We start from the raw sequence: 13,434 nt of genomic DNA on the forward strand, positions 1-13,434 counted from the left end.
ACGAGGGCGCTATCCGGCGAGGGGTGTCCGGGGCAGTCGGAGCCCCACCCGTTCGCCGGGTCCGGTGAGTTCGTCGACGACCGTGGCGAGGCGTTCCGTGTGGCGGGGGCCGATCCGGCCGGTGTCGTCGAGGTGCACGGCGCAGGCGGTCGTGGTGTCGACGAGGCGTTCGAGGAGGTCGGCCACCTCGTCCGCGCCCTCGGTGTGCCGGGCGAGGGCGGGCAGTTCGTGCGCGGAGAGGGAGATGGCCGTGCGGGCCTCGGCGAGGGTGCGGTAGGCCTCACGGCGCAGGGTCCAGCGGGTGGCGCGGTGGTCGGAGGGGGTGCCGGAGCCGCCGATGCGCGGAGCGTCGGCCTCGTCGAGGACATGGGTGAGGTAGGCGTAAGCGGCTCGGCTCGCCGCCGCGAGCCGGGCGCGCACTCCCCCACCGCGCTGTCCGGGCATCGGCAGGTGCCCGACGATCAGCACGATCGCGCAGGCCAGCAGGGTTTCGCCGATCCGGCCCGCGGAGGCCTGTGCCTCGCCGCCGACCATGACCAGGGCGAGGACGAGGACCGTGACGACGGCGGTCTGGGCGGCGAAGTGCCGGGTGGCGACGGGGATCAGCGCCCCGCTGAGGGCGACCAGCGCGATGAGCCCTTCGGGCCGGGGCAGGACGACGGCGAACCCGGCGAAGAGCAGAGCGCCGAGGACGGTCCCGGCGGCCCGGTTCAGCACCCGGGAGGCCAGCGGCCCCAGGTCGGGCTTGACGAGGAAGACGGCGGTGGCGGGCAGCCAGTACCAGTGCTCGTGCTCCCCGTACCACTGGGTCCGGTGCAGGGCCTGGGCGACCGCCGCGCTGGCCCCGAAGCACAGGGCGACACGCAGTCCGTACTCGCGTCCGGCGGTACCGAAGGCGGCGCGCAGCCGGTCCCTGGCGGTACGGGGCCGGGTGTGCAGATCGCCGCCCTGGCCCTGGTCGAACACCTCGGCGGCCTGCAGGAGGGCGTCGTCGAGGGCGCGCAGGGCGGGCGCCGAGCGGGACGGGGCGGGCAGCGGCCCGGTGTGGGCGTTGCCGCGTACGGCGGCGGCGAGCCGCCGGGGGCCTTCGGAGGCCCGTTCGGAAATGGCCTCTTCGGCCCAGGCCAGCGCGGTGGCGGCCTCGGCGAGGGGCAGGGCGGCGGCGTACTGCGCGTGCAGCCGCCGCTCGGTGGAGGAGGAGGCGTACCGCCGCAGCCGGGGCCCGGCGAGCGCGTCCTGGGCGTGGTCGAGGGCGGCGGTGAGCGCGGCGCGGCGGCGGATGGCGTCCGGCCCGCCGACGGCGTCGAGGAGTTCGGCGACGGCGTCGTACACGCGGGCCACGGCCGCCCGCTCCCCGTCGAAGCGGAAGTCACCGGCGAGGGAGCCGGGCGTGGGCAGCACGAGCCGGAGCACGAGCAGCCAGCCGGCCCCGGCGAGGAAGGCGAGAGCGCGCTCCCAGCCCGTCTCGGGCAGGGGCATCCCCGCGCCGATCGCCGCGCCGACGAGCAACTGCGTCCCGGAGGCGGAGGCGACGGGCCCCACGGCGCTCATCCCCCCGGCGACGAGCCCGACGGCCGTGAGGATCACGGTCAGTACGACCGCGCCGGTCTCGTCCCCGGCATAGGTCCCGATCACCAGGCCCAGGGCACCGCCCAGCGCGGGCACCCCGAGCCGCTTGACCGAGACCCGGCGGCTCCCGGGCCGGTCGTTGATCCCGGCGAGCATGGCGGCGATGGCGGCGACGACACCGAGCGACGTGTGCCCCGACTGCACGGCCACCAGCAACAACGGCCCTGCGGACAGGGCCCCCCGCGTCACCGCGCTCCAGGGCACCGGTCCCCGCTGAGCGCGCAGGGCGTGCGCGAGCCAGGGCGGCAGCGCAAGGGAAAAACGGTGGGACCGGGACACGGGGCTCCTGTCGTCACATCGAGGGCAGGGGTGGGCCTTCGGGCGACGGTGGCCGGGCGGGGTGTGGCTGTCCACGGTAGGCGGGGTTCCTGGAAGAGAGGTTTCCGGAACGTGACGGAGTGCGGGAGAGCCGGGTTCTTTATGAACGCAATCGCCGGACGCGACCGGCGACGACGGTCAGCCCCGCCCGACGGTCAGCCCCGCGCCGCCTCCACGGCCCGGCCGAGCAGTGTCTCCGCGTCGGTGATCGTCCGGGCGAGCACGTCCGGGTCGTCGTCCGTCAGGCTCCGTACGATGTCGTCCACGTCACGCAGACCCGCCCGTGCGACGAGCCCCTTCTCGTTCGTGACCCACTCCCCACGCGCCGCCAGCACCGCGTGCGCGGTCTGCGTCGTCGCGAGGGCGATCGCGCCCGCTACCTGGGTGAGGGCGCCCTTCGGGGCGTGGCCGGCCTTGGCATAGGCGAGGGTGGCGGTGGCCATGCCGTGCCAGTGGCCGGGGGCCCGCTCACGCAGGGCCCGCGGGTAGGTGGCGGGACGCGGCAGCTCGCCCCGCAGCACCTTGTTGATCGCGAGTTCGGCGACGAGCAGATACGTCGGGATGCCCGCCAGATGGAACATCAGCGGCTCGACGCGGAAGCGGCCCGCCTCGGCCTCTGCCCGCTCGTGTTCGACGACGTCCAGATCGCGGTAGTGGACGTCCACCCGTCTGCCGTCGATCGTCAGCCAGGCGCCTCCGTTGAAGACACCGCCACCCCACGCGCCGATCGCGGACACCTCGCCCTCCCAGCCGACCGCGCGGAGATCTGCCGGGTCGAAGGCGCCGCGGTAGTAGACGGCCAGGTCCCAGTCGCTGTCGGGGCGTTCGGTGCCCTGGGCCCGGGAGCCGCCGAGGGTGACGGCCTCGACGGCGGGGAGGGCGGCGAGGCGGTCGGCGGTGGTGTCGAGGAAGGCGGGCACGAGGCTGCTCCTGGGCGGGCGGAGGAGTGCAGGGCTGGGGCAGCGTAGGGGAACCGTTCCGCCGTCGTGAAACGAAATACGGGTGCGCTCACCCGCCGGGGCCTCGCATGATCGGTGGGTTGTCCTGTCGCCGCCCGTAGATCGGAAGAATCCGTGATCCAGCGCGTCACCGTCCCGAGCCTGTTCCCGCCGCCCACCTACTCCCACGCGTCCGTCGTGGAAGCCGGCACCAAGCTGGTCTTCCTGGCGGGGGCTGTGCCGCTGGATGCCAGGGGGGAGCTCGTCGGCCCCGGGGATCCCGTACGGCAGGCCGAGCAGGTGATCGCCAATCTGAAGGAGCAACTGAGCGCCGTGGGGAGCGATCTGGCGCATGTCGTGGCGACCGACGTGTACGTCGTGGGCAGTGAGCCGGCCGTGCTGTCCACCGTCTGGGAGGTCGTCGAGGCGTCCGGGCTCAGCACCGGTCCGCACTCGTCGACGCTGATCGGCGTGGCGTGCCTCGGGTACACGGGGCAGCTGGTGGAGATTACGGCGACAGCCGTCGTGCCCGACGGGGCGCCGACCTGAGGAGAACTCCATGCTGATCGAGCACCGCGGGCGGCGCCCCGTCGTCCCCGAGTCCGCGTACGTCGCCCCGACGGCCGTCCTGTGCGGGGCGGTCGTCCTCGGGGAGCGCAGCCGCGTGCTGCACGGGGCCGTGCTCACCGCCGAGGACGGGGAGGTACGGGTCGGCTCGGACGTGGTCGTGATGGAGAACGCGCTGGTGCGGGGGCGGGCCGGGCACCCCGCCGTGATCGGTGACGCCGTGCTCGTCGGCCCGCACGCCCATGTCAACGGGGCGACCCTCGAGGACGAGGTCTTCGTGGCCACCGGCGCCTGCGTCTTCCCGGGGGCCGTCGCGTGCGCCGGCTCCGAGCTGCGGATCCACAGCGTGCTTCACGTGAACTCCGTACTGCCGCCGGGCACGGTCCTGCCCATCGGCTGGATCGCGGCGGGAGCACCCCGGGCCCGGCTCTTCGCCCCCGGCGAGCACGACGAACTGTGGCAGGTCCAGGAGGCGCTGGACTTCCCCGGCACGGTGTACGGCATCCCGCGCGGCACGTCGATGCGGGAGGTCATGGCCCGCCAGGTGGCGTTCTACGGGGCCCATGGCGACGACGTCGCCCTCGACGGCCCGTCATGAGCTACCGGGGTTCGGGCCTCCCCCACACCCTCCGCTTCGGCAGTGCCTCGGCATAGCTCCCCACCCGGCTGGTCGTGAGTCCCAGTGCCACCAGCGACTCCGCCAGTTTGACCGCCGCGGCGACCCCGTCGACGACCGGCAGGCCCAGCTTCTCCCCGACCGCCCGCTGCAGCCCGGTCATCCCGGCGCAGCCCAGCACCAGCACCTCGGCCCCGGCCGCACAGGCCCGTTCGGCGGCGGCGAGGAACGCCGTCTCCGTGCGCTCCTCGTCGCCGAGGTCGAGCACGTTCAGGCCCGTGCCGACGACGGCGGCGCAGTTCCTCGCCACGCCGGCCGTCTCCAGGCTGTCCTCGATCTGGCCGCGCGACCGCTCCAGTGTGGTGACGACCCCGTAGCGGCGGCCCAGCAGACAGGCGAGATGCGCGGCGGCCTCGGTGATGTCGACGACGGGTCCCTCCACCAGCTCGCGCACGCCTTCCCGCCCGTGCTCTCCGAAGCCGGCCATGACCACGGCGTCGTACGGCGGTCCGTCGTAGGTCCGCAGTGTGTCCAGGACGGCCGCGGCGGACAGGTAGCTGTCGAGCCAGCCCTCCGCGGACTCGGGCCCCCAGGCGGGGGTCAGTCCGGTCACGGTGGTGCCCGGGCCTGCGGCGGCCCGGGCACCTCGTACGATCTCCTCGGTCATCTCCTGCGTGGTGTTGCAGTTGGTGACGACGATCCGCACGTCTCTCAGACCTCCATGACAGGGCGCTCGGCGGCGGGGTCGGCAGTGCGTTCGCTACGGCACAGGACCACGTACAGCCCGGCCGCGAGTGCCGTGCCGATGAACCAGGAGTACGGCGCCACATCGCTGAAGGTCTTCACCAGCGCGAGGACGGCGGCGACACCGGCAGCGGGCAGGAACGCCCACAGCGCCTTGGGGTTGAAGCCCTTGCGGTAGTGGTAGCGGGCACCGGGAGAGGCGTCGAACAGCTCGTCCACGTTCACGCGACCGCGCTTGACCCAGTAGTAGTCGACCATGATCACGCCGAACAGCGGACCGAGGAAGGCACCGAGGCCGCCGAGGAAGTAGTTCACGACGGTCGGGTTGGAGAAGAGGTTCCAGGGGGTGACGAGCAGCGCGGCGACTGTGCTGATCATGCCGCCGACCTTGAAGGTGATCTTCTGCGGCCAGACGTTGGCGAGGTCGTAGGCCGGGGAGACGAAGTTGGCGACGATGTTGACGCCCATGGTGGCGATGGCGAAGGTCAGCGCGCCCAGCACCAGCACCCAGGTGTTGCCGATCTCGGCGACCAGGTAGGCCGGGTCGGTGATCTCCTTGCCGAAGACCTCGAAGGCACCGGCGGTGACGATGACCGAGACGATCACGAAGGCCGTGGAGTTGATCGGCAGGCCCCAGAAGTTGCCGCGCTTGACGGACTTGTAGTCGGGGGCGAAGCGGGAGAAGTCGCAGAAGTTGAGCATCAGGGTGCCGTACGTGGCGAGGACCAGGCCGATCGCGCCGAACCACTGCCGCCACTGCTCGCCCACCGAGACCGGGTGCGGGGTGGAGGTCAGCGAGATCGTCCACTCGGCCTTGTAGAGGATCCACCCGGCCAGCGCGATCATCACGAGCCAGATCGCCGGGCCGCAGAAGTCCTGGAACTTGCGGACCGATTCCATGCCCCGGCTGATGATCGCCGCCTGCACCAGCCACAGGGCGATGAAGGAGACCCAGCCGAGCGCGTCGAGACCCAGGAAGGAGTTGTGCGTCCACGACTCCAGGCTCGGCCAGGCCGCCAGCAGCATCACGTTGACGGCGACGGAGGCCAGGTAGGTCTGGATGCCGTACCACATGATGGCGATCACGGCCCTGATCAGCGCCGGGATGTTGGCGCCCCAGATGCCGAAGGCGATCCGGCTGACGACCGGGAAGGGCACGCCGTGGCGCTGACCGATCTTCCCCATCCAGTTCATGCCGATGTAGATGATCACGAAGCCGACGAGCAGGGACGTGAAGATCTGCCAGACGTTCATGCCGAGGAAGAGCAGTCCGGAGGCGAAGGTGTAGTTGCCGAGGTTGTGGACGTCGGACATCCACATGGCGAAGAGGTCGAAGACCTTCCAGTTGCGCTTCTTGGCGGGCGCGAGGTCTTCGTTGGTGAGCCTGGGATCGGGGACGAACGCTGGGGTGCCGGTCTCTGCGGCACGGTCGGCGAGGGACACGGGGGCCTCCACGAGCAAGGGGACGACGGAGGACTGCTCCGCAGGACGGGGGGCCACCCTGCGAGGTGTTTGGTATACCAAACTGCGCCATGGTCTCCCCGTCAACCGTTCTGACCGATGTCGCTCTTGTTAACGCCGCGTAAAAGACACCTCGCGTCGACGAAGATGGGCTGCATGACGAAGATCGAACCCCTCGGAGCGGTCCGCGAGCGCGTCACGGCCGACCTGCGCCAGGAGATCATCGCGGGCAGCCTCCGTCCCGGCGACCGCCTGGTGGAACGCGAACTGGCGGAACGTTTCGGTGTCTCGCGCGTTCCGGTCCGGGAGGCGATCCGGGCCCTGGTCGCAGAGGGCTTCGTCCACTTCGAGACACCCCGACGCACGGTAGTACGCCGCCTCACCCCGGCCGACGTCAAGGAACTGTTCGAACTACGAGAAGCCCTGGAGGTCTACGCCGCCGGACTCGCCGCGTCCCGCGCGACCCCGCAGGACCTGGCCGAGGTCCAGGAACTCCTCGACCGCGCCGCCGCCGCGACCGAGGCCGAGGACGCCGAGATGATCACGGACGTCAACAGCCGCCTGCACGACCGCATCGTGGCGATGGCGGACAACAGCCTGCTGACCGAGGCCCTGGAACCGGTCGCCGGTCGGCTCCGCTGGATGACCCGGCGCAACGAGGAGTGGCCCCAGCTCCTCGTCGAGCACCGCGAGCTGTACGAGGCGATCGCCTCGGGCGACCCGGACCGGGCCCGCGCGCACGCGCTCACGCACGTAAGAACCAATTACCGATCGACGGTGCGGCACCTGTTCGGGGAGGAGGCTCCCTAGGGTCCGTCTAGCCGGCCGTCGGCAGCTCCGCCGCCCGCGCGGCCGTCCGCAGTACGTCGCGCAGCATCTCGGGGGTGAGGCGGCCGGTGAAGGTGTTGCGCTGGCTGACGTGGAAGCAGCCGAAGAGTTCCAGGCCGTCGAGGACGTGACGGGCCCCGTGGCCGAAGGCGGGGCGGGGCCGGGGCACGGACCAGCCCGCCTCGGCGAACGCCGGCAGCGCGGCCTGCCAGCCGAAGCCGCCGAGCACGACGACGGCCCGCAGCGTCGGACGCAGCAGCCCCAGTTCCCGCACGAGCCAGGGACGGCAGGTGTCCCGCTCCTCGGGGGTGGGCTTGTTGGCGGGCGGGGCGCAGTGCACGGGCGAGGTGACGCGTACGCCGTACAGCTCCAGGCCGTCGTGGGCGTGCACGGCCGTGGGCTGGGAGGCGAGGCCGAGGTCGTACAGCGCCTCGTACAGGACGTCTCCCGAGCGGTCGCCCGTGAACATCCGCCCGGTGCGGTTGCCGCCGTGGGCGGCGGGGGCGAGCCCGACGATCAGCAGCCGGGCGTCCGCCGGCCCGAACCCGGGCACCGGCCGGCCCCAGTACGTCCAGTCCGCGTAGGCGGCCCGCTTGGCACGGGCCACCTCCTCACGCCAGGAGACCAGCCGCGGGCAGGCCCGGCAGTCCGCGATGCGCCGGTCGAGGAGAGGAAGACCGCTGGTGTCCATCACTCCACGGTAGGGGCGGGTCGGGGGGCGGTGACCTGCGCGGTCCGCCCGTCTCCACGGTGGAGCCACAGCAGCGCCCCGGACAGCAGCACGGCACTCGTCAGCAGCCAGGGCAGCGGGCCCGGCCGCATCACCCCGACAACCAGGCCGGTGAGCGCGCCGACCAGTTGCTGGGCGAGGGACTGGACGGACAGCGCGGTGGCGCGGCCCTCGCTGGGGACGCGTCGGTGCAGCAGGTCGTTCTGGTTCGGCGTCACGGCGCCGATGCCGACGTAGAAGACGCAGAAGCCCGTGACCGCGACGGTTGTGGCGAGCAGGTGGGTGGAGGACGCGGTGACCGCGAGCAGCAGCACGCCGATCACCCCTGTGCCGAGACAGATCAGCACGGCCCGCTCCCCGCCGCCCGCGACCCGGGCGGCGAACGGGGCGAGATGGCTGCCGACACCGCAGCAGACGAAGCCCGCGCAGGCGAGGGCGGCATAGACCAGTGCCCCGGAGTCGCTCGCCCCGGTCAGCTCGACGGTACGGCCGGGTACGAGCAACTCGACGACGCCCAGGGCGCCCCCGGCGGCGGCCGCGCTCAGCACCACCCGGCGGACCAGCGCGTCCCGTCCGCCCAGCCGCAGCCCGTCCAGGACGGTGACCGGGACGCCGCGCAGCACGGAACGCAGGGTGGCCCGGGGTCGCGGCGCCTCCCGCAGGACGGCCAGCACGTAGCAGATGAGCACGCCCCTGACAGCGGCTCCCAGCAGCAGGGGAACGGAAAGGGGCAGCACCATCCCGGACGTCACTGCGCTCAGCCTGGCACCGAGGCCGGTGCCCGAGCCCGTGCCGAGCAGCCAAGGCAGGGCCCCGCCGAGCAGAAGGCCGACCGCTAGCGCGGCGGAAGCAGCGGTGCCACCCCGGGCCAGTCCCGTCCGCAGCTCGGCGTCGGGTCCCGCACTCGCCTGGACGGTGTCGACGTACCAGGCCTCGGCGGTACCGCTGGCCAACGCGCGGGAAACCCCCATGAGGACCATGCCGGCGGCGAGCACCCAGACGGTGGTGCCGAGGCCGACCAGACAGCAGGCGATCATGTTGAGCGCCCCGGCCGCGACCAGGACCGGCCGCCGCCCGAGGACGTCGGAGAGACCGCCCGTGGGCAGCTCCAGCGCGGCCACGGTCAGTGAGTGGGCGGCGAAGAGCCCCGCGATCGCGGCCAGGGACATACCGCGCTCGCTGAGCAGCAAGACCATCGAGGCGAGGGCGAGGCCCGGCGGCAGCCATAAGAGGACGCAAATGGTGGCATAACGGCGACGAACGGTCCGCATACCGAGCGCCTCGTCCGTGCGGTGCCTCATGTCCGTCCGGTGGGTCATGAGATGCCCTGGTGGCCGGTGCCGTCTCGGTCACCGTCCTCGCGGTCGCGCGGGGCGAGCGGCAGACCGGCGGTGAGGACCACCACGTGTGCGGCGCGCGGGTCGTCCGCGTCCCGGGCGGTCAGTTCCTCCAGCTTCCCGGCGATCGTTTCCCAGAGCTCGGTGAGCGACCCAGGCGTCAGCCGGGGCATGAGGTCGCTGATCCCGGACGCCTCCACCCACTCCTGGCCGAGCCGCCCGTCGGCCATGTCCGCCTCGTGCCGGGCGAGGGACGACTCCAGGTGCTCCAGCTGCCGTCGCCGCGCCAGGCTGACGAAGGCCCGGCCCTCCTCGGAGGATCCCATCGCCTCGTTGCTCCAGGACGTGACGGTGTGCAGCGCCCGCCAGCGCCGCTCCCGCCCGTCACGATGCTCGGCCTCGGCGATGAAGGCGTACTTCGCCAGCACCCGCAGGTGATAGCTGGCCGACGCCGACGACTCCCCCGTCCGCGCGGCGAGCTCACTGGCCGTGGCGGGCCCGTCCTGCCGCAGCAGCCCGAGCAGCCGAATACGCAGAGGGTGAGTGAGGGCCTTCAGGGCGGCGGTGTCCTGCTCAGGGTCGAGTACACGTTTGTGCTCGTCGCTGTCCATGCCGGGGAGAGTAGGCCGCCGCACACCTTCAGCAAAAGATATTTTGCAAAACCTATTTTGTAAATGCGCTGAAGGCCGATTACCCGCTCGATCGGACCACTCCGAGGACTAAGGTCGGGGACATGGCTTCACAAGGTGCGGCGAACAACTCCGGCAACGGAGAGGCGAAGACTCTCGACCCCAAGATCGCCGAGGCGATCGCCGCCGCCGACGCGGCCGGGCCGCAGAGCGGCGAGACCGTCCGCGTCGACAGCTGGATCTGGTCCGTACGTCTCGTCAAGACCCGTTCCATGGGAGCCACCGCCTGCCGCGGCGGGCACGTCCGCGTCAACGGCGACCGCGTGAAGCCCGCGCACGCCGTGCGCGTCGGCGACGAGGTACGCCTGCGGCACGACGGCCGGGAGCGAGTGGTCGTCGTCACGCGGCTGATCCGCAAGCGAGTCGGCGCCCCCGTGGCCGCCCAGTGCTTCATCGACAACTCCCCTCCGCCCCCGCCCCGCGAGGCCGTCGCCCCGGCCGGCATCCGCGACCGCGGCGCGGGCCGGCCGACAAAGCGGGACCGCCGCGAAATGGAACGCCTGCGTGGACTGCCGGGCCCCGGCGACGGTCTTGGCGGCGACATCGCCAAACCCACGCCGTGAGTAGACGGTCACGACGGTACGACGGACAGAGACGCTCACGACGGTACGACGGACAGACAAGCCACAGCACACGACAGCGACGCCCGGGCCGAGCCCCTCGGCCCTCCCGGACGCCGCCGGCATCGCACTCGACCCGGTGCCACCCGGTCACGCCCGTCGCCGCAGCAGTCGCAGCAGATCCGCGTTGTGCCCGCGCCGCGCCCACGCGATGAGGGCGAGCGGCACGATCAGGATGAGCGGCGTCGCCGCGTACTGCCCGTCGAACACGGCCACCTGCACGACGAACGCGCCCACCATCAACGCGCTCAGCGCCACCGCCGCCACCGACTGGAGCACCGGGATCAACAGGGCGACCGCTCCGGCCAGTTCGAGCGCGCCGATGGTGTACATCCCCGCGCTGCCCCAGCCGAGCTTCTCGAAGGACTCGGCGGCGGACGGGTGCGCGATCAGCTTGGGCAGGGCGCTCGGGATCGCGTAGAAGAGGGCGAGCAGCACCTGGAGGCCGCGCAGGGCGATCCGGGCCCGCCGTCCGCGAGCGGTGGCGGACTCGGCGACGACGACGCCGGCTGAGGCGGAGGCGGAGGCGGTGACGGGAGCGGTGGTGACGGGAGCGGTGGTCTCGGACATGAAGGTCTCCTGTGAAAGCGGTCCGTGGTGGTGTCGAAGAGGTAGACCGCCACTCGCCCTGGAACTCATCGCCGCCCAGCGGAACTTCTGCGCCTCGCCCCTCGCACACACACCGGCCCTCAGGCCACCCGCACCGCCTTCACCCATATCCCATCGTCCGTCAGGTACCGGTCCACCTTCAGGCCCGCCTCCTCCAGCGCCTCCTCGAACTGCTCCTTGGTCAGCGGTCGTGCCCGGAACGTCTGTGTCCAGACCGCGTCCGGGAACTCGTACTCCGCGCGCACCGAGTTGACGCCGTCTCCGACCGGCTCCGCCGACACGATCCGCACGGTGAAGCCGCTGGGGTCCACGCGCTCGCGCGGCAGATTCGTGTGATAGTCCGCGCCCTCCCGCTGGATCAGCACGCAGCCGCCCTCCGCGACATGGCGTACACAGGTGCGCAGCAGGCCCCGCCGCACCTCCACGTCCCCCGCGTGCACGAGGAACGAGGCGAGCAGCACCACGTCGAAGGTCTCACCCAGGTCCAGATCCTCGATCGGGCTGCATATCGTCCGCGCCCCGCGCACGCGCTCCAGCATCTCGGCGGACTCGTCGACCGCCGTGACCGTGAACCCGCGCTCCAGCAGTCCATGGGTCATCCGCCCGACCCCGCTGCCCAGCTCCAGGATGCGCGCACCCTCGGGCACCGCCGCGGCGATGATGTCCGGTTCGTCCCCGACGGGCAGTCGCGAGTAGAGCTCCACCGCGCAGCCGTCCGGGGTGATGGCCCCGGGTCCCGTCCCCTCGTACCCCTCACGCATTTTCATCTCCATGCCGGTCCAACGGGCCACGCCCGCACGCCAGTTCCTCTACCGGCCGCCTTCACCCGACCGGGTGAACGTTTGTCCTCCAGGGGCCCGAGGTCGGCCCGCGCGGGCACCGGCTCCCTTGGTGGTCCGTATCCGCGGCGGAGAGTACGTTGCAAGCAGGAGTGGAGATCGCGATGCGTACAGGCAGTGAACCGGCGACCGCGCGCAGTGCCCTGCGGGCGCGCTTCTGGCTGAGTGTGTGGGGGCTGGCCTGGGCACTCTTCGGGACGGTCGCGTTCACGCTCGCCGGGCGGCCCGGCTGGGCCATCGCCTGTGGTGTGCTGCTGCTGATCGTCACGATCGACCTGGCCGTCGTCCTCAGGCGCATCCGCCAGGGCCCGCACTGGCAGCCGGGCCCCGACATCCCGCCCTACCGGCCTCCCGAGGACCACCCCTGAGGCCGACGAGACAGACGAGGCGCGAGACAGACGAGGCGGGCGGGACGGGCCGGAACGGCCCGCTCACGACTCGAAGCGCGCGGCCTTCTGGAACTGCGGGTTCGGGTCCAGCGCGGCCGCCAGACGGAAATGGCGTTTTGCCTGGTCGGGCCGGTTCTGCCGCTCATAGGTGCGGGCGAGCGCGAAGTGCGCGAACGCGTTGTCCGGCTCGCGCTCCAGGACGATCGAGAACTCGAGCTCGGCCGGCCGCAACTGCGCCGCCGCGAAGAAGGCCCGGGCGCGCAGCAGTCGCGCGGCGGTGTTCTCCGGGTGCGCGGCGATGACTTTGTCGAGCAGCTTCACCGCGCCCCGCGGATCCCGCGCGGCGAGCAGTTGCTCGGCGGCGCGGAAGTCGATGACGTGCGTCTCCGGGGTACGTCCGGTGGAACCGCTGGTCTCGGGCACGGCAGAGTCCTTCCCTCACTGGAAAGGTTCAACGCCCCCTCGGGGTGCCGCTATTCCTGAGGGGCGGGCCGGCCCTGAGGGTCCGGCCGGGACGCGTGGGACCTGCGCGCCAGCTCGGCCCACACGTCCTTCACGCGGCGCTCCAGTTCCTCCAGCGGGACGTCGTTGTCGATGACGACGTCCGCGATCTCCCGGCGCTGCTCGCGCGTCGCCTGGGCGGCCATCCGCGCGCGTGCGTCCTCTTCGGTCATGCCGCGCAGCCTTACGAGCCGGTCGAGTTGGGTCTCGGGGGTCGCGTCGACGACGATGACGAGGTCGTACAGCGGTGCGAGGCCGTTCTCGGTGAGGAGCGGGATGTCGTGGACGACGACCGCGTCCTCGGCGGCGGCCTCCTCCAGCTCACGGGAGCGGGCACCCACCAGGGGGTGCACGATCGAGTTGAGGGTGGCGAGCCTTTCCGCGTCGGCGAAGACGATGGAGCCCAGCTTGGGACGGTCGAGACTGCCGTCGGAGGCGAGCACCTGCTCGCCGAAGGCCTCCACGACCGAGGCGAGCCCCGGTGTTCCCGGAGCGACGACCTCCCGCGCGATGCGGTCCGCGTCGATCAGCACGGCGCCGCATGCGACGAGCAGCCGTGACACCTCACTCTTGCCGGCGCCGATGCCGCCGGTCAGGCCCACCTTCAGCATGCCTCGCA

Annotated in this window: 16 protein-coding genes; 5 read left to right on the forward strand and 11 right to left on the reverse strand. The window is 72.0% G+C overall.

The window, feature by feature from the left end:
- Positions 1-9: 9 nt before the first annotated feature.
- Positions 10-1,908: an FUSC family protein gene (locus AC07DF_RS21330; protein ID WP_478973408.1), complete on the reverse strand. Its 1,899-nt coding sequence runs from the start codon at positions 1,906-1,908 to the stop codon at positions 10-12.
- A 194-nt stretch (positions 1,909-2,102) separates the two neighbouring features.
- The gene (locus AC07DF_RS21335) at positions 2,103-2,867 is read right to left on the reverse strand and encodes a nucleotidyltransferase domain-containing protein (protein WP_478973410.1); all 765 of its coding nucleotides are present in this window, start codon (positions 2,865-2,867) and stop codon (positions 2,103-2,105) included.
- Between the two features lie 153 nt (positions 2,868-3,020).
- Between AC07DF_RS21335 and AC07DF_RS21340 the strand changes: the two genes are divergently transcribed.
- Both AC07DF_RS21340 and AC07DF_RS21345 read left to right on the forward strand, forming a co-directional pair.
- Entirely contained in the window at positions 3,021-3,434 is a 414-nt protein-coding gene (locus tag AC07DF_RS21340; protein ID WP_478973413.1) for a RidA family protein, read from the forward strand.
- A gap of 10 nt (positions 3,435-3,444) precedes the next feature.
- A complete protein-coding gene (locus AC07DF_RS21345; protein ID WP_478973417.1) occupies positions 3,445-4,050 on the forward strand; it encodes a gamma carbonic anhydrase family protein in 606 nt (201 codons plus the stop codon).
- A 1-nt stretch (position 4,051) separates the two neighbouring features.
- Here the strand turns inward: AC07DF_RS21345 and AC07DF_RS21350 are convergent, their stop codons facing one another.
- Positions 4,052-4,774 carry an aspartate/glutamate racemase family protein gene (locus AC07DF_RS21350; protein ID WP_478973420.1) on the reverse strand — a complete coding sequence of 241 codons (723 nt, stop codon included), beginning with the start codon at positions 4,772-4,774 and terminating at the stop codon, positions 4,052-4,054.
- A gap of 5 nt (positions 4,775-4,779) precedes the next feature.
- A complete protein-coding gene (locus AC07DF_RS21355; protein WP_478974622.1) occupies positions 4,780-6,255 on the reverse strand; it encodes an NCS1 family nucleobase:cation symporter-1 in 1,476 nt (491 codons plus the stop codon).
- A 174-nt stretch (positions 6,256-6,429) separates the two neighbouring features.
- On the opposite strand from AC07DF_RS21355, the gene AC07DF_RS21360 reads away from it, so the two are divergent.
- Entirely contained in the window at positions 6,430-7,083 is a 654-nt protein-coding gene (locus AC07DF_RS21360) for a GntR family transcriptional regulator (protein WP_478973423.1), read from the forward strand.
- A 7-nt stretch (positions 7,084-7,090) separates the two neighbouring features.
- On the opposite strand, the gene AC07DF_RS21365 is transcribed toward AC07DF_RS21360, so the two are convergent.
- The 3 genes from AC07DF_RS21365 to AC07DF_RS21375 are packed head-to-tail and all read right to left on the reverse strand — an operon-like array spanning position 7,091 to position 9,779.
- Positions 7,091-7,792, reverse strand: a complete 702-nt coding sequence (locus tag AC07DF_RS21365; protein WP_478973426.1) for a uracil-DNA glycosylase — start codon at positions 7,790-7,792, stop codon at positions 7,091-7,093.
- A complete protein-coding gene (locus AC07DF_RS21370) occupies positions 7,792-9,132 on the reverse strand; it encodes an MFS transporter (RefSeq protein ID WP_478973429.1) in 1,341 nt (446 codons plus the stop codon). The genes AC07DF_RS21365 and AC07DF_RS21370 overlap by 1 nt, the downstream gene beginning before the upstream one ends.
- Before the next feature lie 14 nt (positions 9,133-9,146).
- The gene (locus AC07DF_RS21375; RefSeq protein WP_478973432.1) at positions 9,147-9,779 is read right to left on the reverse strand and encodes an ArsR/SmtB family transcription factor; all 633 of its coding nucleotides are present in this window, start codon (positions 9,777-9,779) and stop codon (positions 9,147-9,149) included.
- 122 nt (positions 9,780-9,901) lie between these two features.
- On the opposite strand from AC07DF_RS21375, the gene AC07DF_RS21380 reads away from it, so the two are divergent.
- Complete coding sequence (locus AC07DF_RS21380; protein ID WP_478973435.1) at positions 9,902-10,420, forward strand: RNA-binding S4 domain-containing protein; 519 nt, start codon at positions 9,902-9,904, stop codon at positions 10,418-10,420.
- A 147-nt stretch (positions 10,421-10,567) separates the two neighbouring features.
- Here the strand turns inward: AC07DF_RS21380 and AC07DF_RS21385 are convergent, their stop codons facing one another.
- Positions 10,568-11,047 (reverse strand): DoxX family protein, encoded by a 480-nt coding sequence (locus tag AC07DF_RS21385; protein WP_478973438.1) that lies wholly within the window; start codon positions 11,045-11,047, stop codon positions 10,568-10,570.
- Between the two features lie 119 nt (positions 11,048-11,166).
- The gene (locus AC07DF_RS21390; protein ID WP_478973441.1) at positions 11,167-11,847 is read right to left on the reverse strand and encodes a class I SAM-dependent methyltransferase; all 681 of its coding nucleotides are present in this window, start codon (positions 11,845-11,847) and stop codon (positions 11,167-11,169) included.
- 182 nt (positions 11,848-12,029) lie between these two features.
- Here AC07DF_RS21390 and AC07DF_RS21395 point away from each other — a divergent pair, with 182 nt between their 5' ends.
- Positions 12,030-12,293, forward strand: coding sequence for a DUF6343 family protein (locus tag AC07DF_RS21395; protein WP_478973444.1), 264 nt, complete (start codon positions 12,030-12,032; stop codon positions 12,291-12,293).
- A gap of 63 nt (positions 12,294-12,356) precedes the next feature.
- Here AC07DF_RS21395 and AC07DF_RS21400 read toward each other — a convergent pair whose 3' ends face one another.
- Together AC07DF_RS21400 and coaE are read right to left on the reverse strand one after the other, a co-directional pair.
- Positions 12,357-12,737: a tetratricopeptide repeat protein gene (locus AC07DF_RS21400; RefSeq protein WP_478973447.1), complete on the reverse strand. Its 381-nt coding sequence runs from the start codon at positions 12,735-12,737 to the stop codon at positions 12,357-12,359.
- Between the two features lie 50 nt (positions 12,738-12,787).
- The gene (gene coaE, locus AC07DF_RS21405) at positions 12,788-13,426 is read right to left on the reverse strand and encodes a dephospho-CoA kinase (RefSeq protein ID WP_478973450.1); all 639 of its coding nucleotides are present in this window, start codon (positions 13,424-13,426) and stop codon (positions 12,788-12,790) included.
- Positions 13,427-13,434: the final 8 nt, after the last annotated feature.

It is taken from the genome of Streptomyces sp. NPDC044719, from assembly GCF_056433405.1.

Coding starts and splice junctions, on each gene's coding strand:
- AC07DF_RS21360 (WP_478973423.1), top strand. CDS start 6,430: ATGACGAAGATCGAACCCCTCGGAGCGGTCCGCGAGCGCGTCACGGCC.
- AC07DF_RS21375 (WP_478973432.1), bottom strand. CDS start 9,779: ATGGACAGCGACGAGCACAAACGTGTACTCGACCCTGAGCAGGACACC.
- AC07DF_RS21370 (WP_478973429.1), bottom strand. CDS start 9,132: ATGAGGCACCGCACGGACGAGGCGCTCGGTATGCGGACCGTTCGTCGC.
- AC07DF_RS21365 (WP_478973426.1), bottom strand. CDS start 7,792: ATGGACACCAGCGGTCTTCCTCTCCTCGACCGGCGCATCGCGGACTGC.
- AC07DF_RS21380 (WP_478973435.1), top strand. CDS start 9,902: ATGGCTTCACAAGGTGCGGCGAACAACTCCGGCAACGGAGAGGCGAAG.
- AC07DF_RS21345 (WP_478973417.1), top strand. CDS start 3,445: ATGCTGATCGAGCACCGCGGGCGGCGCCCCGTCGTCCCCGAGTCCGCG.
- AC07DF_RS21385 (WP_478973438.1), bottom strand. CDS start 11,047: ATGTCCGAGACCACCGCTCCCGTCACCACCGCTCCCGTCACCGCCTCC.
- coaE (WP_478973450.1), bottom strand. CDS start 13,426: ATGCTGAAGGTGGGCCTGACCGGCGGCATCGGCGCCGGCAAGAGTGAG.
- AC07DF_RS21395 (WP_478973444.1), top strand. CDS start 12,030: ATGCGTACAGGCAGTGAACCGGCGACCGCGCGCAGTGCCCTGCGGGCG.
- AC07DF_RS21390 (WP_478973441.1), bottom strand. CDS start 11,847: ATGCGTGAGGGGTACGAGGGGACGGGACCCGGGGCCATCACCCCGGAC.